At 52.6% G+C, this 24,257-nt stretch carries 38 protein-coding genes; 11 read left to right on the plus strand and 27 right to left on the minus strand.

Going from position 1 to position 24,257, the window contains the following annotated elements; all coding sequences use genetic code 11:
* Positions 1 to 173 precede the first annotated feature (173 nt).
* The 25 genes from H8S45_RS04505 to H8S45_RS04625 all read right to left on the minus strand — a co-directional run bounded on the left by H8S45_RS04505 (position 174) and on the right by H8S45_RS04625 (position 12,229).
* Positions 174 to 548, minus strand: coding sequence for an HNH endonuclease signature motif containing protein (locus H8S45_RS04505; RefSeq protein ID WP_186949663.1), 375 nt, complete (start codon positions 546 to 548; stop codon positions 174 to 176).
* Positions 538 to 741 carry a hypothetical protein gene (locus tag H8S45_RS04510; protein WP_186949665.1) on the minus strand — a complete coding sequence of 68 codons (204 nt, stop codon included), beginning with the start codon at positions 739 to 741 and terminating at the stop codon, positions 538 to 540. The genes H8S45_RS04505 and H8S45_RS04510 overlap by 11 nt, the downstream gene beginning before the upstream one ends.
* A 70-nt stretch (positions 742 to 811) precedes the next feature.
* Positions 812 to 964, minus strand: a complete 153-nt coding sequence (locus H8S45_RS04515; RefSeq protein WP_186949667.1) for a hypothetical protein — start codon at positions 962 to 964, stop codon at positions 812 to 814.
* A 9-nt stretch (positions 965 to 973) separates the two neighbouring features.
* Entirely contained in the window at positions 974 to 1,810 is an 837-nt protein-coding gene (locus H8S45_RS04520) for a rolling circle replication-associated protein (RefSeq protein ID WP_186949669.1), read from the minus strand.
* A 126-nt stretch (positions 1,811 to 1,936) separates the two neighbouring features.
* Positions 1,937 to 2,155, minus strand: coding sequence for a hypothetical protein (locus tag H8S45_RS04525; protein WP_186949671.1), 219 nt, complete (start codon positions 2,153 to 2,155; stop codon positions 1,937 to 1,939).
* Positions 2,156 to 2,161: 6 nt separating this feature from the next.
* On the minus strand, positions 2,162 to 2,500 hold the full coding sequence (locus tag H8S45_RS04530) for a hypothetical protein (protein WP_186949673.1): 339 nt from the start codon (positions 2,498 to 2,500) through the stop codon (positions 2,162 to 2,164).
* Complete coding sequence (locus H8S45_RS04535) at positions 2,493 to 2,720, minus strand: hypothetical protein (protein WP_186949675.1); 228 nt, start codon at positions 2,718 to 2,720, stop codon at positions 2,493 to 2,495. The genes H8S45_RS04530 and H8S45_RS04535 overlap by 8 nt, the downstream gene beginning before the upstream one ends.
* Entirely contained in the window at positions 2,717 to 2,857 is a 141-nt protein-coding gene (locus tag H8S45_RS04540; protein ID WP_186949677.1) for a hypothetical protein, read from the minus strand. Before H8S45_RS04540 ends, H8S45_RS04535 begins: the two co-directional genes overlap by 4 nt.
* A complete protein-coding gene (locus H8S45_RS04545) occupies positions 2,850 to 3,326 on the minus strand; it encodes a hypothetical protein (protein ID WP_186949679.1) in 477 nt (158 codons plus the stop codon). The genes H8S45_RS04540 and H8S45_RS04545 overlap by 8 nt, the downstream gene beginning before the upstream one ends.
* Before the next feature lies 1 nt (position 3,327).
* Positions 3,328 to 3,693 (minus strand): hypothetical protein, encoded by a 366-nt coding sequence (locus H8S45_RS04550; RefSeq protein ID WP_186949681.1) that lies wholly within the window; start codon positions 3,691 to 3,693, stop codon positions 3,328 to 3,330.
* Positions 3,690 to 4,043 (minus strand): hypothetical protein, encoded by a 354-nt coding sequence (locus H8S45_RS04555; protein ID WP_186949683.1) that lies wholly within the window; start codon positions 4,041 to 4,043, stop codon positions 3,690 to 3,692. Before H8S45_RS04555 ends, H8S45_RS04550 begins: the two co-directional genes overlap by 4 nt.
* On the minus strand, positions 4,027 to 4,617 hold the full coding sequence (locus H8S45_RS04560; protein WP_186949685.1) for a DNA methyltransferase family protein: 591 nt from the start codon (positions 4,615 to 4,617) through the stop codon (positions 4,027 to 4,029). The genes H8S45_RS04555 and H8S45_RS04560 overlap by 17 nt, the downstream gene beginning before the upstream one ends.
* A complete protein-coding gene (locus H8S45_RS04565; protein WP_186949687.1) occupies positions 4,610 to 4,921 on the minus strand; it encodes a hypothetical protein in 312 nt (103 codons plus the stop codon). Before H8S45_RS04565 ends, H8S45_RS04560 begins: the two co-directional genes overlap by 8 nt.
* A gap of 1 nt (position 4,922) precedes the next feature.
* A complete protein-coding gene (locus H8S45_RS04570; protein ID WP_186949689.1) occupies positions 4,923 to 6,482 on the minus strand; it encodes a ParB N-terminal domain-containing protein in 1,560 nt (519 codons plus the stop codon).
* The gene (locus H8S45_RS04575; RefSeq protein ID WP_186949691.1) at positions 6,466 to 7,269 is read right to left on the minus strand and encodes a ParA family protein; all 804 of its coding nucleotides are present in this window, start codon (positions 7,267 to 7,269) and stop codon (positions 6,466 to 6,468) included. Before H8S45_RS04575 ends, H8S45_RS04570 begins: the two co-directional genes overlap by 17 nt.
* A complete protein-coding gene (locus H8S45_RS04580) occupies positions 7,266 to 7,484 on the minus strand; it encodes a hypothetical protein (RefSeq protein WP_186949693.1) in 219 nt (72 codons plus the stop codon). The genes H8S45_RS04575 and H8S45_RS04580 overlap by 4 nt, the downstream gene beginning before the upstream one ends.
* Positions 7,478 to 7,747 carry a hypothetical protein gene (locus tag H8S45_RS04585; RefSeq protein WP_186949695.1) on the minus strand — a complete coding sequence of 90 codons (270 nt, stop codon included), beginning with the start codon at positions 7,745 to 7,747 and terminating at the stop codon, positions 7,478 to 7,480. The genes H8S45_RS04580 and H8S45_RS04585 overlap by 7 nt, the downstream gene beginning before the upstream one ends.
* Complete coding sequence (locus H8S45_RS04590) at positions 7,740 to 7,925, minus strand: hypothetical protein (RefSeq protein WP_054327771.1); 186 nt, start codon at positions 7,923 to 7,925, stop codon at positions 7,740 to 7,742. Before H8S45_RS04590 ends, H8S45_RS04585 begins: the two co-directional genes overlap by 8 nt.
* Positions 7,912 to 9,231 (minus strand): replicative DNA helicase, encoded by a 1,320-nt coding sequence (locus tag H8S45_RS04595; RefSeq protein ID WP_186949697.1) that lies wholly within the window; start codon positions 9,229 to 9,231, stop codon positions 7,912 to 7,914. Before H8S45_RS04595 ends, H8S45_RS04590 begins: the two co-directional genes overlap by 14 nt.
* Entirely contained in the window at positions 9,225 to 9,986 is a 762-nt protein-coding gene (locus H8S45_RS04600; RefSeq protein ID WP_186949699.1) for a hypothetical protein, read from the minus strand. Before H8S45_RS04600 ends, H8S45_RS04595 begins: the two co-directional genes overlap by 7 nt.
* Positions 9,983 to 10,432, minus strand: coding sequence for a hypothetical protein (locus H8S45_RS04605; RefSeq protein WP_186949701.1), 450 nt, complete (start codon positions 10,430 to 10,432; stop codon positions 9,983 to 9,985). Before H8S45_RS04605 ends, H8S45_RS04600 begins: the two co-directional genes overlap by 4 nt.
* Before the next feature lie 196 nt (positions 10,433 to 10,628).
* Entirely contained in the window at positions 10,629 to 10,859 is a 231-nt protein-coding gene (locus H8S45_RS04610) for a hypothetical protein (protein WP_054327765.1), read from the minus strand.
* 40 nt (positions 10,860 to 10,899) lie between these two features.
* Positions 10,900 to 11,355, minus strand: a complete 456-nt coding sequence (locus tag H8S45_RS04615) for a helix-turn-helix domain-containing protein (RefSeq protein ID WP_186949703.1) — start codon at positions 11,353 to 11,355, stop codon at positions 10,900 to 10,902.
* 44 nt (positions 11,356 to 11,399) lie between these two features.
* Entirely contained in the window at positions 11,400 to 11,606 is a 207-nt protein-coding gene (locus tag H8S45_RS04620) for a hypothetical protein (protein ID WP_186949705.1), read from the minus strand.
* Positions 11,603 to 12,229 (minus strand): hypothetical protein, encoded by a 627-nt coding sequence (locus H8S45_RS04625; RefSeq protein WP_186949707.1) that lies wholly within the window; start codon positions 12,227 to 12,229, stop codon positions 11,603 to 11,605. The genes H8S45_RS04620 and H8S45_RS04625 overlap by 4 nt, the downstream gene beginning before the upstream one ends.
* A 67-nt stretch (positions 12,230 to 12,296) precedes the next feature.
* Between H8S45_RS04625 and H8S45_RS04630 the strand changes: the two genes are divergently transcribed.
* Positions 12,297 to 12,635, plus strand: coding sequence for a hypothetical protein (locus H8S45_RS04630; RefSeq protein WP_186949709.1), 339 nt, complete (start codon positions 12,297 to 12,299; stop codon positions 12,633 to 12,635).
* Between the two features lie 307 nt (positions 12,636 to 12,942).
* Here H8S45_RS04630 and H8S45_RS04635 read toward each other — a convergent pair whose 3' ends face one another.
* A complete protein-coding gene (locus H8S45_RS04635; protein ID WP_054327761.1) occupies positions 12,943 to 13,176 on the minus strand; it encodes a hypothetical protein in 234 nt (77 codons plus the stop codon).
* Entirely contained in the window at positions 13,177 to 13,383 is a 207-nt protein-coding gene (locus tag H8S45_RS04640; protein WP_147573883.1) for a helix-turn-helix transcriptional regulator, read from the minus strand. It abuts the gene before it with no gap.
* A gap of 154 nt (positions 13,384 to 13,537) precedes the next feature.
* Between H8S45_RS04640 and H8S45_RS04645 the strand changes: the two genes are divergently transcribed.
* The 10 genes from H8S45_RS04645 to H8S45_RS04690 all read left to right on the plus strand — a co-directional run bounded on the left by H8S45_RS04645 (position 13,538) and on the right by H8S45_RS04690 (position 23,571).
* Positions 13,538 to 13,885, plus strand: a complete 348-nt coding sequence (locus tag H8S45_RS04645) for a helix-turn-helix domain-containing protein (RefSeq protein ID WP_186949712.1) — start codon at positions 13,538 to 13,540, stop codon at positions 13,883 to 13,885.
* A gap of 204 nt (positions 13,886 to 14,089) precedes the next feature.
* Positions 14,090 to 15,541: a GIY-YIG nuclease family protein gene (locus tag H8S45_RS15985; protein WP_207724443.1), complete on the plus strand. Its 1,452-nt coding sequence runs from the start codon at positions 14,090 to 14,092 to the stop codon at positions 15,539 to 15,541.
* Positions 15,542 to 15,583: 42 nt separating this feature from the next.
* The gene (locus H8S45_RS04655; protein WP_186949714.1) at positions 15,584 to 15,934 is read left to right on the plus strand and encodes a hypothetical protein; all 351 of its coding nucleotides are present in this window, start codon (positions 15,584 to 15,586) and stop codon (positions 15,932 to 15,934) included.
* Between the two features lie 125 nt (positions 15,935 to 16,059).
* Entirely contained in the window at positions 16,060 to 17,610 is a 1,551-nt protein-coding gene (locus tag H8S45_RS04660) for a recombinase family protein (protein ID WP_186949716.1), read from the plus strand.
* A 55-nt stretch (positions 17,611 to 17,665) separates the two neighbouring features.
* Positions 17,666 to 18,079, plus strand: coding sequence for a glycosyl hydrolase family 18 protein (locus H8S45_RS04665; RefSeq protein WP_054327756.1), 414 nt, complete (start codon positions 17,666 to 17,668; stop codon positions 18,077 to 18,079).
* A 167-nt stretch (positions 18,080 to 18,246) separates the two neighbouring features.
* On the plus strand, positions 18,247 to 19,059 hold the full coding sequence (locus tag H8S45_RS04670) for a CAP domain-containing protein (RefSeq protein ID WP_147573877.1): 813 nt from the start codon (positions 18,247 to 18,249) through the stop codon (positions 19,057 to 19,059).
* A 207-nt stretch (positions 19,060 to 19,266) separates the two neighbouring features.
* Positions 19,267 to 19,617 carry a TnpV protein gene (locus tag H8S45_RS04675; protein ID WP_054327754.1) on the plus strand — a complete coding sequence of 117 codons (351 nt, stop codon included), beginning with the start codon at positions 19,267 to 19,269 and terminating at the stop codon, positions 19,615 to 19,617.
* 141 nt (positions 19,618 to 19,758) lie between these two features.
* Complete coding sequence (locus tag H8S45_RS04680; RefSeq protein ID WP_054327753.1) at positions 19,759 to 19,986, plus strand: helix-turn-helix domain-containing protein; 228 nt, start codon at positions 19,759 to 19,761, stop codon at positions 19,984 to 19,986.
* Entirely contained in the window at positions 19,979 to 20,830 is an 852-nt protein-coding gene (locus H8S45_RS04685; protein ID WP_207724444.1) for a DNA-methyltransferase, read from the plus strand. Before H8S45_RS04680 ends, H8S45_RS04685 begins: the two co-directional genes overlap by 8 nt.
* A gap of 8 nt (positions 20,831 to 20,838) precedes the next feature.
* Positions 20,839 to 23,571, plus strand: coding sequence for an N-6 DNA methylase (locus H8S45_RS04690; protein WP_147573876.1), 2,733 nt, complete (start codon positions 20,839 to 20,841; stop codon positions 23,569 to 23,571).
* Positions 23,572 to 24,257: the final 686 nt, after the last annotated feature.

A 24,257-nucleotide genomic window follows, 5' to 3' on the forward strand; every position in this document is an offset into this window, starting at 1 on the left:
ACCATCGTTTTCCCGCCGTGGGGAGAAAATCCCACGCGGAGGGGGGCCTGCGGTCTTACGCACCCCGCCCCGAAACTTTTCCAGGGTGGGGGGATGTACGGGAAATCCACGGATTTCCCGCCAGGGTTCGGGCGCGTCAGGCCCGCGCCGCGCCTGTCCGAGCGTCCGGCCGGTCACCGGCGTTTGCCGCGCGCCTTTGCCCTGCTTTCGGCGGCGGTTTTGCGGCCGTGGCACGAGTGACAAAGGCTTTGCAGGTTCTCTGGGTCGATAAACTTCGACCAGTCGCCATCGTGCGGCACGACATGGTCCACGTCGGTGGCGTACACCCGCAGGCCGTGAGCAGCGCACTCTCGGCAGAACGGCTCGCGGGCAAGCTGCTCCGGCCGCAGGTCGTCAGTCCAGACCGGCAGGCTGTACCAGCGCCGCCAGCGGCGGCTGTCCTCGCTGCGCCTCTCCACGCGCGGCGGCCGGTGCCGCTCGCAGTAGCCGCTGCGCACCAGCGCTGTACAGCTTGGGTGCAGGCAGGGGCGCAGGGGCTTACTTGCCATAGTCCATCATGGCCGCCAGCGCCGCCGTGGTGCTGGCGATGATCTGGTTGATCGCCACGATGCGGCCGGTGAGCCGGTAGCGCAGTTCAAAGCGCGGCTCCACCCTGCGCTGTTCCAGCAGCTCCAGCCGCCGCGCCCGCAGCGCGTCCAGGTTGGCCTCGTATTCCGGTATCATTTCGGCTATGGTTTTCACGGCATGCCCTCCTTTCGGGCAAAAGAAAAAGAGCCTAACGTCGACCGGATCATTCCGTGTCGTGTTAGGCTCATGGCTCCAAGGCTCGTGGCTCGATTTCGATGTTGAATTTTTCCTTGCAGTGCTTGCACTGGTATTCCAGATTGCGGATCAGCGTCTTGTCGCTGATTGGAAACAACTTGCGGCCGCATTTGGGGCAGCAGTACCATCCGTTTTTGATCATGGCAACTCCTTATCTCCTATTATACGCTGTTTTTCGGGTTTGTCGAGGTGGTCGCGGCTTTTTCTCCATGCCTGTGTGAGATGTTAATGGGCATTCCAAGCCAGCAACAACGCGCGTGCGTGCGCGTTGTTTATATAGTTTCGGCTCCCGCCTTGGGAGCAGGTATTTAATGTAGCGGCAGCTCGCCGTCTCATTCCGGCCGCCGCCCTCGTCCAGCACCTGCGCGCCAGGCGGCGCATCCACGCTTGCGCCGTCGTCCACCCATTCATAAGTGGTGACCGGCTGCTCGAGGCCCCGCGAGCCGACGAACTGCTTTTTGCCATTGAGGCTGGCCTCCCGCCGCTCCTTGGTGAGGTAGCCCGCCCAGCCATCGTACCCGCGTTCGCGGATGTAACTCAGTTGGACGTCGTCTCCCCATATCCAGAGCGACTTAAACAGTTCGAGGTCGCCGCCGACCGCATTCAGGATAATATGTGCGTGCGGCCGGTGGTCCCCGTGCCGCCCCTCCAGCACATAGATATATTTCAGGTCCGGCAGGCCGCGCGCTTTCCGGTAGGCGCGGAGCTGCGCAAACACCTTGCCGAGCCGTCGCCGCGTGACCTCTGCGCTCTCTGGCAGATCCGCGTCACGGTATGTCGCGGTGATCATCAGGTCCTCCGGCTCGAAATTGGCAGCCATCAGCATTTCCAATTTGCGCTGGGCGTTATTGCAGTTGGTGCGCGCGATCTGCTCCGCCGTCACCTCGCGGATACGCTTGCGCTCCTCTTTGCTGGCGTTCGGCCGCGGCACTGTGTAGGCGATGTCCCACACCAGCCGACCCGCGCGCGTTGTTTTGCGTCGTTTCATTTGCCCTCCGTGTTCAAATCGGACACTAAAACGGGTTCAGGGAGGCCGCAGCCTCCCACCCCTCGTTTTTATGATTTTTCAGAATATCCGCAAATTTCGGGTTTGTCAATCTTTTAATGATCTTTTTTACAATTCATCGTCTGACCAACGTCCCAAAATATGCACTTTGCCACTCCAAAACCAGCGGAACAGTCCCATAAACAGGAGGTTTGCCGCCCTGCTCCACTCGGCATGCACCTCGCCGCAGTTCCGGCAGATGCGGACGCGGAAAACAGGAAGCATCACATAGCCGGTATAATAGCCCTGCCGGTTGTAATGCGTACAGCAGCCCAAGTCTTTATTCATCGCTTTTCACCCCATCAGTTTACGCCACGCCCGATCAGCAGCACGCGCTCTGGAAAGCGCTGCATCAGCCCGCTCCAGCGTTTTGGGTGGGATATCTTTAATTGCTTTCCCCTCATAGCGTCGTAGCAGATCAATATACTGTTCGGTCGCGACGCGCTGCTCGGTCAGCAGTGCGTTTGCCTTTTCGGTCCGGTCACTTTCGCGTTTATATTTGAGGTCGTTCAGTGCAAGCCGCAGCTCCCGCTCTGAGAGCGCATACTGGCACATTCTCCGTATCACCCAAATCAATTCGGGTTTAGAGCATTTTTCCAGTTTCACTTTTTTCTCGTTCTGGTCATCAGGCATCCTCCTTTCCCTCCTTTGGGCCGCGCCATTGCGGGAGGCATTGTTTTGTCCCGCGCCTCACCTCCGCAACGTCGGCAGCGGGGAGGTTGGATACAATCTGTTCAATGGATTCCCTTGTGAATACCCCAATAGTTTCATAGTCTCCTATTGTAGTAATTTCTGGAGCAACAGCTTTCTCAATCGCTTCAATGACTTTCGCCTTTGTGATGTACTCCTTCATTCCTGCTCCTCCCACTGTTTCTTCATATCCTCGTACAGTTCATCCATTTTTTTGTTCCATCCCCTAAGCTTCCAAAAGGTAAGAATACCCAAGACTATCCACTCAACGGAAGCTACAAACATCATAATATCAGCCATCCTGCTCCCTCCGTAGTGCGGTCTCGGCCTCTGCGCGGGTGAGAAAGACGGATTTTCCCAGTGCGGAAATTTCAAATCCATTCAGATTGGAATAAATTCCATCAATCAAATTCCACCCTACCAAGACAGAGCAATAAGAAATGTGGACTGAAATAACCTCGTATGTGGAAACAATCCCCCGCTTGTTTGGCTCATACACTTTTTTTCCAAGAAGTCTGTCTGCCTGTGCCAGTTCGCGGAGGCGGTCAGGTGTTATACCAAGGGCTTGTCCGGCCAGTTTTAAAACAGCAGCTTCATTAAATGCCCGTTTGATGTCCTCCGGCTCCAACCCCGTGTCCTCGTAGGCGGCGAGGCGGTCAACGATTTTGTCCAAGATGCCACAGTCACCACAATTAAGCGTTTCGCAATTCCCACTACAGATGAGATAATAGCCGTTCTCATCGTAGTGCTTTTCCGTGTATCGCTTCATGTCATTCCTCCTTCTGGCCGCGCCATTGCGGGAGGCACTGTTTTGTCCCGCCCCTTACATAGCACTGGCCGTTTTTGCAGAATTGACAAGTGTCTAAATTATCACCATTATCACCGCGATAGGCCATAACGCTTTCCAGATCGCTTGCCGCCGCATCCTTCTCCCGCTTTACCTGCTCCAGCTCAGCCCGCAGCCTCTCGTTTTCGATCTGGAGCGTGGAGAGGGCATCTGGCCGCTTTTTGAGGAAACTCGAACAATCTCTTTCAATTCCAAGGTCTGGGCAATACTGACGTACTCTACACCAACCATAGACGAGTTCCCCCTCGTCATCGCCCCATCCCAAATTTCCGCAATCGTTACATTTCATTTGATGGTCTCCTTTCCATCCGGCGGGCGGCGGTAGGCCGTGTACGGGTATCTTTCGTCCCAGTTATCAAGCGCGATCCTATCCCACGGATTTTTAAGCTCGTTTTCTTCGAGGTCAACAATGTACCATTCGGAACGCTCTCCTATTGCCGATACAACGTATGCCGGCTCCCCATCCATCTCCCGCAGCTGCTCCAGCGTCAGCGCCTCGTTCGGCGGGGTGATTGTGGGCGCTTGAACCACTCTCTGCATCATCCGCCGTAGGATAGATTTTTCCTTTTCATCTTCGGTGTCATTGTACCAAGACACGAGATCATTGTTTAGTGTATATGCATCAATCGCCCTTGCCATCTTTCAGCACTTCCATTCTTTCTTTAGTTGGTCTGTGAAGCGGGATGTAGTGGGTCGTAGAGTGATAGTCTGGGTGCCATTGTACCCACATTACATCCATCAGAGGCGAACCATTCCCTCTGGTCTTGAACATGAAATCCGGCCTCCATGTCAGCGGCAGTATCGCCTCAGGCTGTTGCAGATTAAACAGCGGATGGCGTTTCGCCGCATGCCAGTATTGTGATTTAAGCAACAGCGCAAATGGTAGGCCATGCTCAATGCAGCGAGCGATAAACTGCTCTGACTGGGAAAACGGCGGGTTGGTGATAATCCATTCGCAGTCCATCAGGGGGGTGGTCAGGAAATCATCTCCAAACTGGATGTCCGTCCCGATTACAGAGTATCCCATTTGCTCCATTACCTTGACCATGTGGCCCTGACCACAGGCTGGCTCCCAGATTTTTGTACCTTTCGGGAGATCCAGGAAATCCATCAGGGCTACGGTAGCCTCTGGCGGTGTTGGGTAAAAGTCACTCGCAACTCGCTTATATGCTGTGTTCCCGCCAGCGATCCGGCTTGCTGTCAGATTATCCATTCAGCTCCTCCCATCTCTCCATCACCATCTCCACGGCCTCGTCCGTCATGGGAGCACCGCAAGCCTCGCAGAACGGTGTATCAGGCCCAATAAACACTCTTTTACAACGCGAACATCTCCGCTTTGGCACATCGTTGTAAGCCTCTCTCATATCTTCCCACTCCCCTCTCCACGCCTTATTTACCTGCTCCTGCGTGGGCGGGGTGAGGGCGACAGCGGCCATCCTGTAAAACTCTTTGACCTCTGGTATATCGGTCATGTTTACTGCGTGTTCCGCAAATTTAACCGCTTCTTCCCGCGTCATTTCATTCCCTCCCTGTTTTCGGCGGCAGTGCGGCAGACCACCACTCTACCTGCACATCCATCTGGCTATCCGGTATTTCGGGGAGATACCACGCGCCCTCCCTGTATACGAGCGCTGAATAATAGCCGTTGCTTTTGCGCACAAGCACCACCTGCTCCTCGTCCGGCTGCTCGGCCGGATACGGGTGCCAGACCGGCGCGGGCTGCGGCGTAGCTTTCGGTAGCCAACCACAACGGCCGTTACAATCCTTTGGACAGGCGATGCAGCACGCGTAAGACTCATCGCAGCACTGCGCTGCTCCGCATACGCCGTATTTGCTCAGCCCCGTCACGCACACATGGCTGTTTACATTGACCTGCGGCGGCTCGGCCACCGCCTGCTCTATCCCCTGCGCCAACTCCCGCAACGGCGCACCCGCCGGATTGCCGAACAGCAGCTCCTGCAGATCAATGCCGATCTGCTCAGCAAGGGCAAACGTATCAGCCAGGTCCAGCGCTCGATACGCAAATGGATCATCTGTAAAAACCCAACCGACGCGATAGCAGAGCGGCTCGTCCAGCTCGTTCGGCGCCGTGACGCCGTACTGCGCCAGCATTGCACGCATATGCTGCCGCACCGCAGCCAGCGGCGACGCCTCAAACGCGTCGATCTCACGCTCGTGCTCCTCCTGCCGCGCCTCGGCCTCGGCATGCGCGCGGTTCGCCTTGCTTACTTTGCCGCATACCCACTCGCAGCTCTCAGACCGCTCGCAGTCGTGACAGCAGCCAGGGCATTCGCCGCGCTTTACCGCCGCCGCGCGTTTATCCGTGCTCACACATGGTTCAGGGGATCTCTCGGCCGGACAGGTCAGCGGGGCGAAGCCCGCTGCGTCTGCCTTTTTGTGCGCCCTGACCTTTTTTGCGTCGAGGCACCACAATCTGTCCTGATATACCCCGCGCAGTTGTTCCTGCAGTCGCTCGTCGCAGCCCTGCAGCTCATACGCCACAGCCTCGTTGATGTGCGCCTTTTTGTAGTCAGCTTTCCAGGCAGCGATCAGGTGGTTATCAATCGCCTTTGCCCGCGCAAGCGCGGCCTCACTCACCTGCAGCACGCCCGCGACATATTCCCGCAGTTTGCCGGGCAGTTCCACCACCCCGCGCTGTTTGAGATCAACCAGCGCCGCCTCGATCTCCCTTGCCGCGCCTGCGACCTCGCTGCCGGTCAGGCCCGCGCCGCCGCGCGCCATTGTATTGGTCCAGTGCAGGATTAGCGTGCGCCGCGATGGGTCGAGGTCTGCGGCCAGCACGATACAGGGCGCGGTTTTGCGGTCCAGCAGGGCCAGCGCATTCCGGCGGCGATGCCCTGCAATCAGCAGATACCGCTCGCCATTTGCCTGCACGACCAGCGGCTGCTGCAGGCCGACCACCTGGATGCTCTCGGCCAGCTCGTCAATGTTCCACTGGTCGTAGCGGTTATCCTCATTCTCATCAATCGCGGCCAGCGGGATGTCATGCACCTGCATGGTGTTCGAATCGGACACCGCCGCGCCCAGCAGCGCGCCTACGTCAAGCCGTTTCGCCATCGTCCACACCTCCCAGGTACTCCCGCACCCATGCGCGGTAATCCCGTGCCGCGCCCGAGGTGGGCGACCATTGGCAGATCGGCTCGCCTCCCAAAACCGACTTATCTACCGGCCGCGACAGCCGGATATGGCTGTTAAACACACGCTGTCCGCTGTTTTTCCGCAGCCAGTCCTCCACCCCGATTATGTCCGGATCGTTGTACCACATGGTCAGCAGCACGCCCGCGATCCGCACCGACGGGCTGACGCGCCGCACGCTTTCCACCTGCCGCGTCAGCTCGGCCATGCCGTCGATCTCAAAGCCGCCCGGCTTGAGCGGGATCACAATATCCGTGCTCGCCGCGATCGCTGAGATGGACGCGAGCGAGAACGCGGGCGGGCAGTCTATAATGATATAATCATATGCGTCGTCCTCGATCACCGCGTCGCGCAGATCGGTGAGCGCACGCAGCGCACGCTCGCGCGGTGGGCGGCCATGCACGTCGTCCGGCAGGCTGCCGTCGAGGTCGAGCGCCGCCAGCGACATATCGGCCGGTATCACGTCCAGCCCGCGGTAAATCGTGTGCTGGATCAGGTCTGTGTAACAGGCCGCCATGCCCTCAAACAGGTCCGCGAGGCTGCCTGGCTCGGCCGGTATCCGGTAAAATTTCGACGCGTTGCCCTGATGGTCCGCGTCGATCAGCAGCACCCGCGCGCCGTATTCGGTCGCCAGGATCGCCGCAAGGTTGACCGCGGTCACCGTCTTGCCGACACCTCCTTTGAGGTTGACAATCGAGATGGTTTTCATGTTTTCTCAGTCCCTTCCCTTGCGCATTTTAAGAACTCACCGTTTGCTATGGAGTCAGAAATATAAGCCAGCAGCGCATCTCCTGCACCAATCATCGTGTTTTCCAAACCGTCATACACAGATAGCAGTAGGCGCATGACATCCGCATACGGGGTCAGGCCAGAACCGTGCATCTCCACGGTAACATGTGTTCCGTTTACTTCTGCTTTCAGCATGGTTCGTCCTCCCCATATTTCCGGTCGTACTCGTCCGGTGTGATCAGGCGGCAGTCTGCCGGGGTGTACAGCTTATCAAGGCAGGCCAGCCGCAACACTTCTTCGATTTTGACCTGCTGCAAGAATGTTTCGTATTCCGCGCCGGTCATTTCCTCACCGTCCTCATCGCCCAGCGTCAGGCAGATGCCTGCGGGACATGGTTTTCCATTTTCATCCATGCCAAGTCTCTGTCTTTCAAGACAAATCCGAACTTTCTTACCCATTCCGATCATCCTTTCTTCGGTGCTTACCGCTCACGCGCTCCAGCACCTCGACCGCGATGCCGAGCGCGCGGGCGGTGCGCAGGTAGTCCCCTGCAAATTCCGGCTCGCATACCCTGCTCATTGCCAGCACGCGGCGGCGCTCAAAGCGCAGGATTTTGATTACTTCACGCAGGTTCATTTTTGGCCTCCTCCGGCACGGTTTTGATTTCCGACTGCTGCCCGCGGTGGCTTTTCTCCACGCGCGCCACATGGCGCGCGGCGGCGAGCTGCCCGTCCATATACTCGGCAAAAAGCTGGTGCTGGCCGTCAAACGACAGCGAAAACTCGCCCAGCCGCCCCTCTTTGTTTTTCAGCACACGCAGCTTGCGGTCGTCCGCAGGCGCGTCCTCGTCCGGATCGAGATACAGCGCCAGCACTGCGTCCGCGTCCTGCTCGATCTGGCCGGATTCGCGCAGGTCGGTCAGCGTGGGCGCGGCATCCGCGCGGCTGGCCGCGGCGCGGGAAAACTGGCTGAGCGCCACAACCAGGATGCCGTGCTCCTGCGCCATCGTGTGCAGGTCGAGCGAAATATTGGTCACCTGCTCGAACCGGTCGCGCCCGCGCCCGCGCAGCTCCTGCAGGTAATCGATGAACACGATCCGCTGCCGCCGCGCCAGCGCGGTGGTCAGGATATCCTGCACGCCCCAGCCCGGCGCATGGACCAGCTCCAGATCGGTCGCGGTGACCTCCTTTTTCCACGTCGCCGCCCGCTGCCATTCCTCGTCGGTCATTTCGCGCCGGTTGATGCGCGCAAAATCGATGATGCAGCGGTTCGCCACCAGGCGGTTGGTCAGCTTTGCGGGGCTGGTCTCCAGACTGTAAAAGCCGACCCGCTCCTGCTGCCCCATGTGCGCCGCCATCTGCAGCGCCAGCGCGGTTTTGCCCGCCGAGGGCCGCCCCGCCAGCACCACAAAATCCCCGTGATCCGAGTACAGCCGCCGGTCCAGCTTGTCCAGCCCGTAGCTGATAAATTTCCGTTTTTCCCCCTGCTCGGTGAAAAACTGCAGCAGCGCCTGGTCCATCGTCACGACCCGCGTCCGGTTTTTCTCGCTGAGTATTTCGCCCGCCTGCCCGATCAGCTCGCGCGCCTGCGTGCTTGTCCGCACCTCTGCAAGCTGCTCTGCGAGCGCCCGCAGCCGCCGCACCCGCGTCTGCTCCTGCATAGCGGCTATATACGTTTTCCAGCCGAACGCCGTCGGCGTGATATCCATGCACTGCAGCAGCAGGTTGTTATACTCCGCGCCGCAGACGCCGCGAATGGTTACCGCGTCCACCGGCCGTCCCGCCGTAAACAGCCGCACCGCCGCCTGATACACCGTGCGCAGCTCGGGGATGCTGAAATCCTCCGCCCGTGTCAGGCTGATCAGCTCGCCCACGATCGACGGGTCCACCAGCAGGCAGCCGATCACGCTGTATTCCGCGTCCAGCGTTGCCTTTTCTACCATTGCTCGTATCCTCCGTTCTGACGGTGCGGTGCAGGCGCGGCGCTGCCGCCGTACTTGCCCTCCAGCACCTTGACCAGGTTATTTTCGCTCATGAGCCAGTCGAAATCTGCCCGCCAGCCCCGGTCGTTGCTGCCCGTGCAAAAGCTGCTTGCCTGCGCGCGGTAAAATACATCGATCAGCTGCTCGGACGTATAGCCGGTTGCGTAAAGACGGCGCACCGCTTTCGCCCGTTTCTCCGTCAGCTTGACCGCCTGCGGCATACCGGTGCAGATCGTGTTATACCGCTCCATCAGTTCCAGCGGTTTGATATTCCCGTCCGGCTTTTCCTCTTCTTCTTTTAACTGTGTATTTAACTGTTCCTTATACATTTCACCGTTTGGTGCCAAGTCGTCACCGTTTGGGGACGGGGTGCTGTCACCGTTTGGGGACAGCTCGCGACAAAACGGGGAAATGGGCAATTTACTCTCATCGAGCGAATAAAACAGCGTCCGGTCATGGCTGTCTCGGTTGTAATTTGCCGTCAGCACGACCCCGGCGTCTTTCAGTTTTTTGACGATGCGCTCGATCTGCCGCTTGCTCCACCAGGGAAACAGCCTTTCCATTGCACGGATGCTGTTATATGTCCAGTACCGGCCGTCATGGAAATGGCGGTCGTTGGCTTCGTTTTTTGCGATCCAAAATTGAAGCATGGCGATAAAGACCGCCTCATCCACGCCATACATGGCAGCGATCTGGCCGTCGAAATGATAAGTCATCCTTTACTGCCCCCTCCCCCTGTCAGCACGCGCAGCGCCTGCACGATCGCAGCGGCGCGCGTAAGCAGAGCCTCCAGCTCGGCCAGCGCTGCATTTGCGTCCGGCAACGCAGGCGGCTCCGCTTTATCCGCTGTGGCCTCGGAGGCATGCGGAGACAGGGCCGGACTGCTCCGGTCCTTATCCCCCGCGCGCGGCGGCAGACGGCCCGCCGCGACCAGGTTGTCGATTTTGCGGCGGGTACGCTCGACCGTTGCACCGACTGCATCGGCAAGCTGCACATAATCGCGGGTCCCCTCTGTCCATAGCTCAATCAGCCGCGCGGTCTGCTCGGCCGTCCAGCGCTCCCTTTTTCCCTCCCGTCCGTGCGGGACAGAGGCGGGAGCCGCCGCTTGCACAGCACGCCGCGCTGTCAGTCGTTCGGCCAGCAGGGCCTCGGTGACTTTCACCGCCGCCCCCTCCTCTCCAGCACACGGCCGAGCAGCCGGTCCATACAAATCCCGAGCGCCAGATACAGGCACCCTATCCCCAGCATCATCAACAGCCAATTTGTAACCATCGTTTATTCCTCCGTTTCCCCTGCGCCGCCTCTTGACAGCGCAGGGTTTTTGTTTTATCCTGTAAGTAGCTTTTATTTCTTTGCGCTCAGTCGCGGTTGCCGCCGCCCTGGGCGCTTTCCTTTTGCTGCTTTGCCAATTCGGCCCGCATAAATATGTTCGCAGCTACCTCTTTCATGCGGTCAACACACCTCTGGTGTTCTTCTGCGTTGGACTTGGGTACCGTATTCTCGTCGTCATAGATCCGGCACACTGCCTTGCGGCCGCTGGCGAGCGTGAACGCCTGCTCCATAACCAGCCTGCGGTTTTTGCTTTCCATAGGCACACCTCCTCGCTGTATTTTATTCCGCTGAGCTTGTTCATCTTTCCACCTGCGTTTCCCCCGCTATTGAGGCCATCTCTGCCAGATACGCACGGCGCAGCATGCGCCGCTGTATCGCCTGATAGCGTGGGTATTCCGCATCATCGATTTTCCGGTCCAGCGCGATCCGCGCCAGATCATGCGCGTCGCGCCGCTCCTGCTCGTAGTCCTCGGCCTCCAGCCCTACCTCCAGCGCAAGCTGCTGCAGCTCAACGTTGCTTTCCGGCCTGTGCCATACGCAGCCCAGCGGACAGCGGTTGCAATAGTACCCCCGCAGCCAGGGCGCGCGGTAGGCCGCCGCCATCTGCGCCGCCTTTTCCGGCGACGGCTCACGGATGGCCTGCTCAATGTCCTGCAGGCAGCGCACCGACCAGCCTAACCGCTCCGCTGCGGCTTCCTGCGTCAAACCCGCACCCTCACGGGCAGTTTGGTAAATATTCTGGTAGTTTTGCATCGTGGTGCTTCCCTCCTTTCCGTGGTATAATGCAAGGCATAAAGTCAACCCGCCTTATTTTCAAAACCGCCGAAGTCGGGCGGCGTTTCCAGCCGGAGACGGATATAGTCCACCAGCGCGATCGTCTGCAGGTGCGTCAGCCCCGCAGCTCTCGCCTGCTCCAGCAACGCGCCCGCAGCAGATGCTATCTTGTCGCGCCCTGCCGCGTCCAGCAGTGTATTGCGTTCTGCGTGGGACAGCTCCAGTTTCATGCCGCGCACCGTCCCTTCCAATAGGCGAGTTCATCTTCCACAGAAACCGGATTATCCAAAAGACGGAAGATATAATCCAGCATAATTACAGCATCTTCTTCGTAGAGGGACTCCGGTCCGGAAATGATAATGTCACTAAGAATATCGCCAACCTTACTCATACTTGGCTGTATATCATCCGAAGGGTATGTATCCCCGCCGCTCAGTTCAATCAGCTCCATTGAGATTATTGTCTTTGCATGTTTGCAGCTATGCAGCTGTTCTAACAGAGCATACATTTCTCTCGAGTGCGCATTGCAAACGATTCGAGGATGCTCTATCAGCGTATCCCGCCAAGAGTCACGCTCCTCTTTCATTTGAGCTGAATCGTCCGCAATCCAATTGACCATATTAAGCATTACCTCGCTTTCCTCATTTGGTATGTTTTCAAGAATTGCATCAATTGTCCTCACGGTTCGATATAGGCTGCTCAATGGGGATATATCTCTGTCCTCTATTTCGACCCCTGCCAGCGAAACCGCCGCTTCCGCGTGTTTGCAGTTCCACAACAGGTCATACAAATGGAACATTTCTTTCTGGTGCGCGTAGCAAACGCCCAGCGCATATTCTTTCATTGCACTCATAGTTCATTGTCCTTTCTGGTGTTTTCCTTGCCCCTGTGGTAGAATTTAGGGGAAAGGAGATACTGGTATGAATTCAACTTCACTTTCAGTATTGCGTTATTTCGCAAAGCGCACATCTTTGAGCGTCAGCGACCTTGCTGTGATTTGCAACCAATCAGCACATATTTTTGTGCCGCACTTCAAATACCTGCTTGACAATGGTTTTATAGAACCTGACCCTCAAGCATCTGACCCGAGTACAGAAATCAAGCTCCGTTCGAAGTTCTGCATTACACTTGCCGGTAAAGACGAGCTGGAAAACATCAAGCAGCGGAAGCAGACAACCAGGCTCAAAGAGATTCGAGCTTGGCTAACACTCGCGATATCCCTCGCAGCATTTATAAAGTCTTTCATATTCCCCGGTTGAATACCACGCACGCCATTCTTCTTCTGTTCTGCCGAGCTTGAATATCCACCAACATCGGCTGGTATTTGCTTGTCCGATCAAGGTTTTAATTGCACGGATTTTCGGGGTAATAATCTCATACTTTGTCTGCATAGGTTTCCGAAATACCCGATGCTTTCTGCGGTCAAAATTCGGCAATGCATCAAACCCAGGCGGTTTTTGCCCTAATAATTCATCCCATTGCCATCCGCATAAGCGGCAATATGCAAGCCCTAAGCGGTCAATAGTGTTCAGCTTAGATTCATCGACTGGTTTTATCACCCTATTCCTATCCTTTCTTTTCCAGCAGATATGCGAGGATATCAGGCAGGACCGCTAAAGACTGCGGTTCTCGGTTTTTCATCGTTTCGATGGCAAATTGATGTAATTCGTCGATAAGTTGTTTCTTCTGCGTGTCAGATAGCAACGGCCTGTAATAATACTCCATTTTGTGTGGGGGTGTTAGAATATTTCCGTACTCAAGCTTGCTTACACGCTCCTCCAGTTCGTTGATTCGTCGCATTTACCCCGCCTCCTTTTCCGGCTCGGCTGCATACAGGTCATCGATAGTACAGCCGAACACATACGCGAGTCGTTTTGCCTTTTCAAGAGAGGGTGTAACAACGCCACGTTCCCACTGACTAATTGCTGTCTGATTTACATTCACCCTCTCCGCTAACTCTGCTTGTGAAATCCCCAAGCTCTTTCTTTTTTCTTTGATGCAAAGCATATTCCCCCTCCTTTCTGTAGTAGTTTTCTACTGTACGCACACTATAACATTAGTTTTCTATTTTGTCAAGCAGTTTTCTACTATTTTTTTGCAAGTATTGATTTTTAGTAGTATTACTGTTAATATTGATACATCAGGACAAGGAGGCCACCCCGTGAATCGAATAAAAGAATTGCGGCAAAATGCCAAATTGTCGCAAAAAGAGTTGGCAGATCTAATTGGTGTTAATCAAACGGCAGTAAGCCAATGGGAACGTGGTATTACCTCGCCAAAATATTCTCAAGTCCAGAATTTATGCGAGGTGTTTGATGTTTCAGACGCCTATTTGTTAGGTATGATCAATAAAAAAAAGCCGCTCACCTCTGAGGTGAGCGACCTAACGCAGAAGCAGATTAAGATTTTGGAAATGATGGATCAGATGACACCGGAACAGCAAGACGAGATGATTCGGCAGGCAGAATACCAATTATGGATGCAGCAACACAGAAAAGGCGATCAATAGTCTCTGAATCAGCTACTCGCATTATTTCCAGCATGCGCTGTTGTTGTAGTGTCATTAGATCGCCCTCCCAAAATCGAACAACCGTTTGTATTTAGAATAATACACCTTATCTTGTTCGATTGCAAGAGAGATTTCAATATATTGTATTGTTTTCACAAATTTTAGGTGTTCAATTTGGACATCACACATTAGGGGGACTTCTCAATGTTTGACAGCATCCGCGAGTTGTTTGCCGCTAAAAAGGCGCTTGCAGAAAAGAGAGCAGCACTTGATCAGGTTGAAACGCAGATCACTGCACAGACCGAACATCTGCAACATCTGGAATTTGACTGCCGTCAGAAAGAGGAGCAAATCGCTCAGCAAGATACAGAGATCGCCAAACGCGATGAGACAATCGCTGAAATTCGCGAGCAAACCAAGGTCGAACAAGAAAAAGTTATTTCCGATTACCAGAACGCCGTCGAAACCGCAAGGCAAGCGGCAGAAGAATCACAGGCCCAGGTCGATAGGTTAGACAAACGCGCCGCAAACCAAAGCATAAAGCTGGAATCCATGCGGACGTTGCTCAAGGCAATCAAGACTGCGATCGAACGCTACGACTTGAATAAATTGCCTGAGCAGCTTGACCTGACTCCTAAACAGATCGAGCAGCTTAACACCATTCTTCCTTCTGTTGAATTGCCCCTGCATTCAAACGATATGCGCGATTTGCGCGCGCTTAATCGGGAAAATGACAAGCGAATCGAGGAAGTTCTTACCCGCTATGAAAAAAGATACACCACCAAGCAGAACCGTGCGATCTATCAGTTGATGGTGCTTGCCCTGCGTGCGGAGTTGCAAAACATCTTGACGAGTATTAAGTTCTCCCAACTCGACAAGTGCCTCGCCAGCCTGAACGAAATGACCGCGAAATTCCTAAAAATCGCATCAGACGGCAATCAGGCCATCGCTCCAACGTTGAACAACTTTATTTCCGAAATTCATGACCTGTTTGAGAGTTCAATTAAAGTCGAATATGAATACTTTATCCGTAAAGAAAAGGAGCGTGCTGAGCAGCAAGCTCTACGCGAGCAGATGCGGCAGGAAGCCGAAGAGCGCAAACAGCTCGAACAGCAACAGCGTCAGGTGGAAAAAGAAGAAAGCAAGTACACTATGGAAATCATCAAAATGCAAGAGCAGCTGGAAGCAACTTCTGGGGATGACGAAAAGGCAAAGACGCTCGAAGCGCGCATCGCTGAACTGCAGGCTCAGCTTGCCGCTGTCGAGCAGAAGAAAGAAGAGATCATTTCGCGGCAGAACGGCAAGGCCGGATATGTTTATGTCATCAGCAACCTTGGTTCGTTTGGAGCAAATACATTCAAAGTCGGCATGACCCGCCGTCTGGATCCAATGGATCGCGTACGCGAACTCGGTGATGCCTCAGTGCCGTTTTCGTTTGATGTACATAGCTTTATTTTCTCAGATGATGCTGTCGGTCTGGAAAGTATGCTGCATCAGCGACTGGACAGCAAACGAAAAAACAAAATTAACCTGCGTAAGGAGTTTTTCGACGTATCGCTCGACGAGTTGGAAAGTCTTGTGCAGGAGATCGACCCATCGGCAGAATTTAACCGAACAATGGTCGCTACGGAGTACCGCCAGTCCCTCCAGATGTAACCTTTAGAGTCCACAACCGAACACCACCAAGGAGGCCTCCCCATGACCAACGAAGAAAAGATTTTATCCCTGCTCGAAAAGCTCGACAACCGTGTGGATCAGCTTGACGCGCGTCAGGCACGCACCGAGACATTGCTCGAAAAGCACGGCGAAATGCTTGACAGGCTCGACCGCCGTATGGACCAGCTCGACGAGCGGCAGACAAAAACCGAGATCATACTGGAAAACACCATCGTCCCCCGCCTTGACGCGCTGGCCGAGGGACAGAAAGCGCTGATGGAAGCCCTCGCGCCGAAGTCCCGCGTGGAAGCGCTGGAGGAAGAAGTCGACCTGCTCAAAACCGTCGTCCGCTCGCTGTCCCGCGATATGGCCGAACTGAAAAAAGCGCAGTAACCCCATGCAGACCATAACCGAACACTGTTCCGTCGTGGTCTGCTGTTTTTTTAACCATCTAAACCGAACAAATGTTTCTTTTCTTTTTATTTTCCGTTTTCCATATACTGAAATCAGGTGATTCTATGGCATATTTAATCTATCTGCGCAAATCACGCATGGACATGGAAGCCGAAGCCCGCGGCGAGGGCGAAACGCTTGCCCGCCACCGTACCGCCCTGCTCGCGCTGGCGCGGCGTATGGGATTGGAGATCGGCGCAATATATGAGGAAATCGTCTCCGGTGAAACCATTGCCGCCCGTCCACAGATGCAGCGTCTGCTCTCCGAGGTCGAGGCTGGACAGTGGGAGGGCGTGCTGGTCATGGAAGTTGAGCGTCTCGCCCGCGGCGACAGCATCGACCAGGGCATTGTCTCGCAGGCGTTCAAATACTCCGGCACCAAGATTATCACCCCCGCCAAAACCTACGATCCGTCAAACGAGTTCGACGAGGAATATTTCGAGTTCGGACTGTTCATGTCCCGCCGCGAGTATAAGACGATCAAGCGCCGCATGGTGGCCGGACGCATTGCCTCGGTCAAAGAGGGCAAGTACATGGGCAAAACAGACCCTTATGGCTACTTTCGCGTCAAGGTGCCAAACGGTAAGGGCTACACGCTCAAACTAAACCCGCCGCAGGCCGCCATCGTCCGCGAGGTCTTCAACCTGCGTCTGCAGGGCGTGGGCTGCTATATGATTGCCCGTCGGCTGAATGCCCGTGGCGAACGCACCAGCGCGGGAATCGCATGGAGCGCGCAGTCGGTCCGCAACGTGCTGCGCAACTGCCTGTATGCGGGCTTTGTTACATGGGGCCATAAAGCGGCGCAGCCGGTCGTGCGGTCTGGCGTACTCACCAAGCCGCGCCGCTATGTCGCGGATTATGTCAAAGTCAAGGGGATGCACCCTGCGCTGGTCAGCGAGGCAGACTTTGACGCCGTACAACATCTGCTGGACAGCACACCAGGGCTGCCCCTGAAGAAAGGGCATGAGATCAAAAACCCGTTTGTCGGGCTGCTGTACTGCGGAAAATGCGGTCATGTGATTACCTATGGCGCAGCGGCGGCTGCCCCGCCCTGCACCGGCCGTTTGGACTGCCGCTGGGCAGCATGTGACAACGTCAGTTCGTTCTGTGCAGACGTTGAAGATGCCGTATTGCACGCCCTCCGGCTCTGGCTGGCCGAGTACGAGGTAGACACCGACCAGCAGAACAGCGTCGGGCGCGAACTGGACGACCGAGCCGCGCAGGCTCAAGACGAAATCCGTAGCATCCACACAGCCCAACGCAAACTGCGCACGCAGCTCGACCGAGCCGCCGAGCTGGTGGAACAGGAAATCTACACGCCGGAATATTTTGTTTCGCGGCGCAACCAGATCAATGCCCAGCTCACCGAGCTGGATCGGGCGCTGGCCAAGGCCAGTGAACGCGCACTGTGCATCGACCGCGAACGCCGAGCCTCCCCCTCCATGCTTCCCAAATTGCAGCACGTCCTGGAGGCATACCCCACCGCTCAGTCCGCACAGGAAAAAAACGACCTGCTCCGCACGGTTATTAGCCGTATCGTCTATCTGAAAAATGCCCCCGAGCGTAGCTTGGGTGATTCCACAATTTATGTCGAGATATCTCGAAAATTCGAATAAGCTTTATATGTATCATAAATAAACTTATGAATGGGGATACGCCCTTTCCGAGCCTATGGCGGTCGCCCCCATCAACAAGATAGAGCCAGTCGTCCGGTTCGCCACCTCGGTCATCCCGCCCGCGAAAATCTTTATGGGCATTCCAAATTATGGTTACGACTGGTCTCTCCCCTATATAAAAGGACAGACGCGCGCACGGAGCCTCGGCAATGTTCAGGCGGTCGAGCAGGCGATCCAAGTCGGCGCGCCCATCCAATTCGACGAAACCGCCCAGTCGCCGCATTATAATTACTGGCGCGACCGTGCCGAGCACGAGGTCTGGTTCGAGGACGCCCGTTCGATCCGCACCAAGCTTGCGCTGGCCGGCGAATACCAGCTGCACGGCATCAGCATCTGGAATATCATGCGGTACTTTCCCCAGCTTTGGCTGGTGCTCAACAACCTCTATGAAATTGAAAAACTCCCATAAAATACGGGAAATCCGGCCGGAAAATTCCTTTTCCGGCCGGATTCTGCTGTATATATCCGTGGGCGGCAGCTATTTCCATTGCAAAACGGTTACAAAATGCGCTATACTTTGCCCCAGAGAGTAAAACAATCCAGTTTACTCTACGAAAACCAAGGAGGTATCCAAATATGCAGTTCAAGAAAATCGTACCGTTGGCGTTAGCGCTGACCATTTCGACTACCGCTGCGGCCGGCGCGGCCAATCTCGATATGAGCAAATTCTACAACCCCACCATATTCGCTTCCCAGTCCCAGCGCCAGCTGCTCCAGCGGTTGTGCGACCGCTTTGATATTTCGTTCTGCGGCCAGCAGGTCAACTGTCCGGTCGTAAAGCCTGACAACAAGCCGGAGCAGACGCCGGACGAAACGCCCGACCAACAGCCGGAGGAAACGCCGGAGCAGACACCGGAGGATACGCCGGGCGAAGAGCTTCCCGACCAGACACCGGACGACGAGCCGGAGAACCAGCCGGACGACCAGCCCGGCCAGCTTCCAGACAACAACCGTCCCGAGGGTACGCCGGACAATGATACCGAGCAGACGCCGGACGGCGATACCGGCTCCTCCCAGGGCAGCTTCGCCTCCCAGGTCGTCGCGCTGGTAAATGCGGAACGCGCCAAGGAGGGCCTGTCTCCCCTGACGATCGACGCCCGCGTGCAGCAGGCGGCGCAGGTGCGCGCACAGGAATCCGCGCAGTCCTTCTCGCACACCCGTCCCAACGGCTCCTCTTTTTCGACTGCGCTGACCGAGGCCGGCGTTTCCTACCGCGGCGCGGGTGAAAACATCGCCTACGGCCAGAGTACGCCGCAGGCGGTCGTCACCGCGTGGATGAACTCGTCCGGACACCGCGCGAATATCATGAGCAAGAACTTCACCACCATCGGCGTCGGCTACTCCGTGGTAGGCGGCACGCCGTACTGGGCTCAGTTGTTTACCTATTAATTTTATTTTTGCGCTTCCGGCACCGCCGGGTGAAAAAACAGGCCGCAAAGGGTGGCTATCAATAAGACAGTATGAGAACATTACTGGCATAGGGTAGCTGCCGTACAGGGTGCGACAAGAAAAATTGGTGATACTTGGTTTTCACAACCAGGTATCGCCTTTTTCTGTCTTTAAAGAATTTTCATACTATGATTGGAGGAACAAACAATGCAGGAACTTACTTATATTCGTTGCGGTGATTACTATATTCCAAATATTCGCTTACCAGAGGAAAACAGACCTATTGGTTGTTGGGGACGTATGCACAGGGATTACATCAAGGAACATAATCCCATACGCTTCAATGATTTGTGCCTTAGCGGTGAACTGTGGACGTATCTGGCTGATTTGAACGAGCAGGCACAGAACCGTCTTGAACTTATCATCGAGCAGATGAAAGCTGCTGAGGGTGTGACAGAGAACATGAAGGCAACTGACCAAATGGCATGGGTTGGAGCTATGAACAGTATCCGCAACCGTGCAGAAGAAATTGTGAAACACGAATTGAGTTATAACTGATACCGCAGAGGATCTTGTGTTCAAGGTGGCACAAGTCCCTCTTTTTCTTTCAGAGTGGACGAAAAAACAAATTCATGCAAACCTATTGAAAAATTCACACTTTCGTGATATAATATTTATTAATGTAAGGAGGGATTCGCTATGGCTGTAACCTATAAAAAATTATTTCACTTATTGATTGATAAGGGTATGACTAATGCCGAGCTAATGGAGAAAGCAGGATTTAGTGCCAATATCATTACCCGTATCAAGCGTGATAATTATATTTCTCTCGATAGCATTGAGAAGATTTGCAAAACCCTCCACTGTGGAGTCGATGATATTTTGGAATTCAATTCAATTGGAGAGGAGGAAGAAAAACATGATTGATATTAACTCTCCACTTTATCCTATGGTCAATACCCTTTTTGAAGAAGATTGTCTTGAGTGCATGAAACGTATTCCTGACGCTTCTGTCGACATGATCCTTTGCGATCTTCCATATGGAATGACACAGAACAAATGGGATAGCTATATTCCCCTTGATTTGCTATGGGAACAATATTTACGAATTATTAAGCCTAATGGTGCCATTGTACTTACATCACAAGGTCTATTTACCGCAAAACTCATTCTCAGCCAGCCAAAGTATTATAAGTATAAATGGATCTGGGAAAAGTCTAAACCGACTAATTTCCTTAATGTTAAGAAGCAACCGTTGAGAAAACATGAGGATGTATGCGTATTCTATAAAAAACAACCAACGTACCATCCACAAATGACCAAGGGCGAACCTTATGATAAAGGCGTGAGAAAAAACCAGTTAAGCGGGAGCTATGGAGATTTCCAACCAGTCCATGTTGCAAGTGATGGGGAACGCTACCCGACCGATATCGTTTATATTAAGACTGCTGAATGTGAAGGCGAGGTCGTTCATCCTACCCAAAAGCCTATTGAATTAGGTCGATATTTCATTCGTACATACACCAATCCAGGCGATGTGATTCTTGATAACACTTTTGGTAGCGGATCATTTTTAGTTGCAGCTCTTATGGAAGGGCGTAATTTTATTGGTATAGAAAAAAATGAAGATGTAGCTTTGTTTAAAAAAGATGCTATTAACTATATAGATGTGGCAAAAAGGCGTTTGTTCTTGGCGTGGGAAAGTTTGGACAAAAAGACACGTCAACACATTGCCGTGACTAATCTTATAAAGGATTTCACAGAAAGGTAGGTATCATTGTGGCAACAATTATTCGCAGAAATGAACGTAGTTGGGCAATAGATCTTATCTCTAAGATTAATGCAATCGCAACGGCAAATGACTTAATTATTAAACGTGCCGGTGGAGAAAGTACAATTTCAACAGGTCGAGGAAATACAATGTTTCCAGATGTTGTTCTCTATGGCAACAAGGAGCAAAGTATTATTTTACAAGGTTGGGAACTCAAAATGCCGGATGTCCCGATTGAGGACGAAACCTTTATTAAAGATGCACAGCAAAAGGCTATAGCGCTAAATTTAAATAGTTGCTTGATTTGGAATTTTACATACGCAGTTCTCTATATCAGAGGAGAGAAAAATACTTTCTCAAAACTTAAGCAATGGGATGCAACGAGCCATATTCGCACAAGGGCGGATGTGGAAACCTATCGCACAGATTGGGAAAAACTTTTAGAAGAAATAGTCCTTGACGTCAACAGTTATTTTGTATCTGGAGATTTCCGCAACGCTACGCTTGGTGACATTATTTCTGAAAGCACCATAACAACACTCATTCAGCGAAATAAAGAAATTATTGCAGAAAAATTAAAGACAGCTGCTTTCCGAGATGCTGTAATGGCAGCCTATATCGACAATTGGTGGCTTGGTGTAAAATCTGAATATGAACATGATGAAACTGATAAGTATAAAGCCTATGCTAAGACAATAATTCTTAATTGGGCAAACAGAATTATTTTTGCTCATATTATAAAGAATAGGCAGAATGGTGCACTTGTAATCAATGAACTTGACTATGATACTACCCCAAGCGAAGCAAATCAGATTTTCCAGAAGATTACTGCCAAATGCGACTTTTATAATGTTTTTTCCGCAGTAAGATATAATGACATTTTGCCAGAACTGACATGGCAAGATTTTGCTGAGTATTCAAATTTCTTGAAGAGCAATGGAATTGAGAATCTCAATCAAGAAGCGTTACAGAACATTTTGGAGGGTTCTGTTGCTACCAGTAAAAGAGCAATTAACGGACAGTACACAACGCCTCCGGAATTAGCAAAACTATTGGTTCGTCTATCTGTAAAAGATTGGACCGATACAATACTGGATTGTTGTTGTGGTACAGGAACAATCCCCAAAGCAGCCATTGAAATCAAAAGGACACAATTATCACCTAAAGACGCAGTTGAATCTGTATGGGCGTGCGATAAGTACAAATATCCGCTGCAGGTTGCCAATATTAGTATGACAGACTCCGATACTATCAATCTGGCAAATCGTTTGTTCCAGCACAATGCATTATCTTTGACTATTGGAGATGATATTTCCATAGTCAATCCGGAAACAGGTGAAGAAATGCATCTGTCTCTGCCTGCGTTTGGTACGGTGGTATCCAACCTTCCTTTCGTCCCATTTGAGATTATTCCTGATGACGACAAGGATGAAATTTCTAAAATGCCGTTGGCTTCTGAATTAGATGGCAGATCAGATTTGTATTGCTATATTGCAACGAAGATTGCCGATGTAATAAAGCCCGGTGGAACACTCGGAATCATTGTTTCCAACTCTTGGCTCGGTACAAACGCAGGCACCAAACTTATCGAGGTATTAAGACAGAAGTATTATTTAAAACAAGTACACCTTAGTGGTAAAGGGCGCTGGTTCAAAAATGCCGATGTAGTGACAACCATCATTGTGTTGGAAAAGAAAGGTTCCAGCCAAAAAGCTACTACTGATTTTTGGCTGTGGAAACAGACCTTGGAACAGCTGACTACAGATAGTGATAATGAGAACATTTTGGTTAACTCGGCATTGTTGGGAACAGAGCTGGATAAAACCGTATCAAGACTGTCGAAGTATGCACAGAGCCAGATTGATGACCTGTTAGAACTGAACGTATGTTACAATGCTCTGTTCCACGATATTGATTGGCTGCTAAATGTAAAAGATAAAATTATTCCGATCAACGAGGTTTACCATGTTTTTAGAGGTAATCGTAGAGGTTGGGATGCGCTGTTTTATCCGCAAGCGGGCGAACATAGGATTGAAAAGCAATATCTGAAAAAGGTTCTTATAAACGCCCGAAATGTAAATCGACTTACTGCAACAGCGGACAGAGATGCTTTCTGCTGTGGTGTATCAACAGCGGATTTGGAAAAGCAAGGTCATATTGGTGCACTGGAGTGGATAACAAAATTTGTTGACCAAAGAAATGGTGTTGGAAAGCCACTGCCAACAGTTCTTAAAAGAACTGGTATGGAATGGTACGAGTTGCAAGACAACGAAATTGCTGAGGTCTTCACGATGATGAATCCGGATCAGCGTCTTTTCTTTGCAAAATTTGAAACTCCGTCATTCGTGAATCAGAGGCTCATTGGATTAACCCATAAAGCGAGTTATTCGGATGAGGAACTCAATCATGCGTTGCTTAATTCGATGTTCACAATGTTCTATATAGAAGCTTCTGGCTTTGGGCGAGGACTCGGTGTTTTGGATGTGAACAAGGACAGCATTGCAAATTGTTATATGCTTAATCCAAAACTGGTTTCCCAAAATGACAGAACAAAAATTATTGCGGCATTTGAGAAGTTAAAATCCAGGCAAATCATGAGGGTTTCTGAAGAATTGTCGGATGACATTCGTTTGGAGTTTGAGCATACAGTTCTGAAAAGTTTCGGCATTGATGATTATTTTGATAAAATCAAATCGTCGTTACTCTCTATGCAAGAAACAAGAGCTACTGTTCGAGAATAATCCAGCAGCAAGGCACTAACTTTTACGGTTGGTGCCTTGCTTTTTCAATTTGCGTAATTTATCTTACCTTATAGGGAGAGAATTTTTCTGCATCGAGTAGCAGAGCCGACCGTCCATGTCAACGGTCGAGATGAACGGGCTTCGCCCACCGTTGACAAGTTCGCCCGTCTCTGCTGTAAGGCAATCAAGGGGCAACAGCAAAAAGTGCTGCCGCCCCTGTTCATAAAAAAGATACAACTGCAATGGCAAGTATTTCCTGTTCAAATCTTGACAACTGAGGTCGCTGTTTGTATAATAATATTATAGAAAGTTTATCCACACAAAACTGAATATTAAAATGTTCAAACATATTTTATAAGAGTCGGTTTTATCCGACACGGTATCGGTACACCGGAAGTGCCGAACTGCTCCACCACGCCATTGGTTCTGTTGGCAGGAGCTGTACGAAGCAGAACCCGACTTTGATTTTTCAGAGCCGATTACATAGAACATCACTTTGAAGCGAGAGCCATGCTCCCTCCGATTTCTGATGTTTTGTGTAATCGGCTCTTTTTGCTTTGTCATTTTTTCAAAATACTGTTCAGCGCCAAATGCGTGAACTTGAAAAATCGACGAACACGAAAAGGCTGGGTAGTGAAGAGCAAGATTCTACCATGGCTCCAAATTTCGCCTATCACTCATTTTCC

It is taken from the genome of Agathobaculum faecis (assembly GCF_014287995.1).
Lineage (GTDB): Bacteria > Bacillota > Clostridia > Oscillospirales > Butyricicoccaceae > Agathobaculum > Agathobaculum ammoniilyticum.

Excerpts from the sequence above, each read along its gene's own strand:
- H8S45_RS04505 (WP_186949663.1), bottom strand. The coding sequence starts at position 548 with ATGGCAAGTAAGCCCCTGCGCCCCTGCCTGCACCCAAGCTGTACAGCG.
- H8S45_RS04515 (WP_186949667.1), bottom strand. The coding sequence starts at position 964 with ATGATCAAAAACGGATGGTACTGCTGCCCCAAATGCGGCCGCAAGTTG.
- H8S45_RS04520 (WP_186949669.1), bottom strand. The coding sequence starts at position 1,810 with ATGAAACGACGCAAAACAACGCGCGCGGGTCGGCTGGTGTGGGACATC.
- H8S45_RS04525 (WP_186949671.1), bottom strand. The coding sequence starts at position 2,155 with ATGAATAAAGACTTGGGCTGCTGTACGCATTACAACCGGCAGGGCTAT.
- H8S45_RS04530 (WP_186949673.1), bottom strand. The coding sequence starts at position 2,500 with ATGCCTGATGACCAGAACGAGAAAAAAGTGAAACTGGAAAAATGCTCT.
- H8S45_RS04535 (WP_186949675.1), bottom strand. The coding sequence starts at position 2,720 with ATGAAGGAGTACATCACAAAGGCGAAAGTCATTGAAGCGATTGAGAAA.
- H8S45_RS04540 (WP_186949677.1), bottom strand. The coding sequence starts at position 2,857 with ATGGCTGATATTATGATGTTTGTAGCTTCCGTTGAGTGGATAGTCTTG.
- H8S45_RS04545 (WP_186949679.1), bottom strand. The coding sequence starts at position 3,326 with ATGAAGCGATACACGGAAAAGCACTACGATGAGAACGGCTATTATCTC.
- H8S45_RS04550 (WP_186949681.1), bottom strand. The coding sequence starts at position 3,693 with ATGAAATGTAACGATTGCGGAAATTTGGGATGGGGCGATGACGAGGGG.
- H8S45_RS04555 (WP_186949683.1), bottom strand. The coding sequence starts at position 4,043 with ATGGCAAGGGCGATTGATGCATATACACTAAACAATGATCTCGTGTCT.
- H8S45_RS04560 (WP_186949685.1), bottom strand. The coding sequence starts at position 4,617 with ATGGATAATCTGACAGCAAGCCGGATCGCTGGCGGGAACACAGCATAT.
- H8S45_RS04565 (WP_186949687.1), bottom strand. The coding sequence starts at position 4,921 with ATGACGCGGGAAGAAGCGGTTAAATTTGCGGAACACGCAGTAAACATG.
- H8S45_RS04570 (WP_186949689.1), bottom strand. The coding sequence starts at position 6,482 with ATGGCGAAACGGCTTGACGTAGGCGCGCTGCTGGGCGCGGCGGTGTCC.
- H8S45_RS04575 (WP_186949691.1), bottom strand. The coding sequence starts at position 7,269 with ATGAAAACCATCTCGATTGTCAACCTCAAAGGAGGTGTCGGCAAGACG.
- H8S45_RS04580 (WP_186949693.1), bottom strand. The coding sequence starts at position 7,484 with ATGCTGAAAGCAGAAGTAAACGGAACACATGTTACCGTGGAGATGCAC.
- H8S45_RS04585 (WP_186949695.1), bottom strand. The coding sequence starts at position 7,747 with ATGGGTAAGAAAGTTCGGATTTGTCTTGAAAGACAGAGACTTGGCATG.
- H8S45_RS04590 (WP_054327771.1), bottom strand. The coding sequence starts at position 7,925 with ATGAACCTGCGTGAAGTAATCAAAATCCTGCGCTTTGAGCGCCGCCGC.
- H8S45_RS04595 (WP_186949697.1), bottom strand. The coding sequence starts at position 9,231 with ATGGTAGAAAAGGCAACGCTGGACGCGGAATACAGCGTGATCGGCTGC.
- H8S45_RS04600 (WP_186949699.1), bottom strand. The coding sequence starts at position 9,986 with ATGACTTATCATTTCGACGGCCAGATCGCTGCCATGTATGGCGTGGAT.
- H8S45_RS04610 (WP_054327765.1), bottom strand. The coding sequence starts at position 10,859 with ATGGAAAGCAAAAACCGCAGGCTGGTTATGGAGCAGGCGTTCACGCTC.
- H8S45_RS04615 (WP_186949703.1), bottom strand. The coding sequence starts at position 11,355 with ATGCAAAACTACCAGAATATTTACCAAACTGCCCGTGAGGGTGCGGGT.
- H8S45_RS04620 (WP_186949705.1), bottom strand. The coding sequence starts at position 11,606 with ATGAAACTGGAGCTGTCCCACGCAGAACGCAATACACTGCTGGACGCG.
- H8S45_RS04625 (WP_186949707.1), bottom strand. The coding sequence starts at position 12,229 with ATGAGTGCAATGAAAGAATATGCGCTGGGCGTTTGCTACGCGCACCAG.
- H8S45_RS04630 (WP_186949709.1), top strand. The coding sequence starts at position 12,297 with ATGAATTCAACTTCACTTTCAGTATTGCGTTATTTCGCAAAGCGCACA.
- H8S45_RS04635 (WP_054327761.1), bottom strand. The coding sequence starts at position 13,176 with ATGCGACGAATCAACGAACTGGAGGAGCGTGTAAGCAAGCTTGAGTAC.
- H8S45_RS04640 (WP_147573883.1), bottom strand. The coding sequence starts at position 13,383 with ATGCTTTGCATCAAAGAAAAAAGAAAGAGCTTGGGGATTTCACAAGCA.
- H8S45_RS15985 (WP_207724443.1), top strand. The coding sequence starts at position 14,090 with ATGTTTGACAGCATCCGCGAGTTGTTTGCCGCTAAAAAGGCGCTTGCA.
- H8S45_RS04655 (WP_186949714.1), top strand. The coding sequence starts at position 15,584 with ATGACCAACGAAGAAAAGATTTTATCCCTGCTCGAAAAGCTCGACAAC.
- H8S45_RS04660 (WP_186949716.1), top strand. The coding sequence starts at position 16,060 with ATGGCATATTTAATCTATCTGCGCAAATCACGCATGGACATGGAAGCC.
- H8S45_RS04665 (WP_054327756.1), top strand. The coding sequence starts at position 17,666 with ATGGCGGTCGCCCCCATCAACAAGATAGAGCCAGTCGTCCGGTTCGCC.
- H8S45_RS04670 (WP_147573877.1), top strand. The coding sequence starts at position 18,247 with ATGCAGTTCAAGAAAATCGTACCGTTGGCGTTAGCGCTGACCATTTCG.
- H8S45_RS04675 (WP_054327754.1), top strand. The coding sequence starts at position 19,267 with ATGCAGGAACTTACTTATATTCGTTGCGGTGATTACTATATTCCAAAT.
- H8S45_RS04680 (WP_054327753.1), top strand. The coding sequence starts at position 19,759 with ATGGCTGTAACCTATAAAAAATTATTTCACTTATTGATTGATAAGGGT.
- H8S45_RS04685 (WP_207724444.1), top strand. The coding sequence starts at position 19,979 with ATGATTGATATTAACTCTCCACTTTATCCTATGGTCAATACCCTTTTT.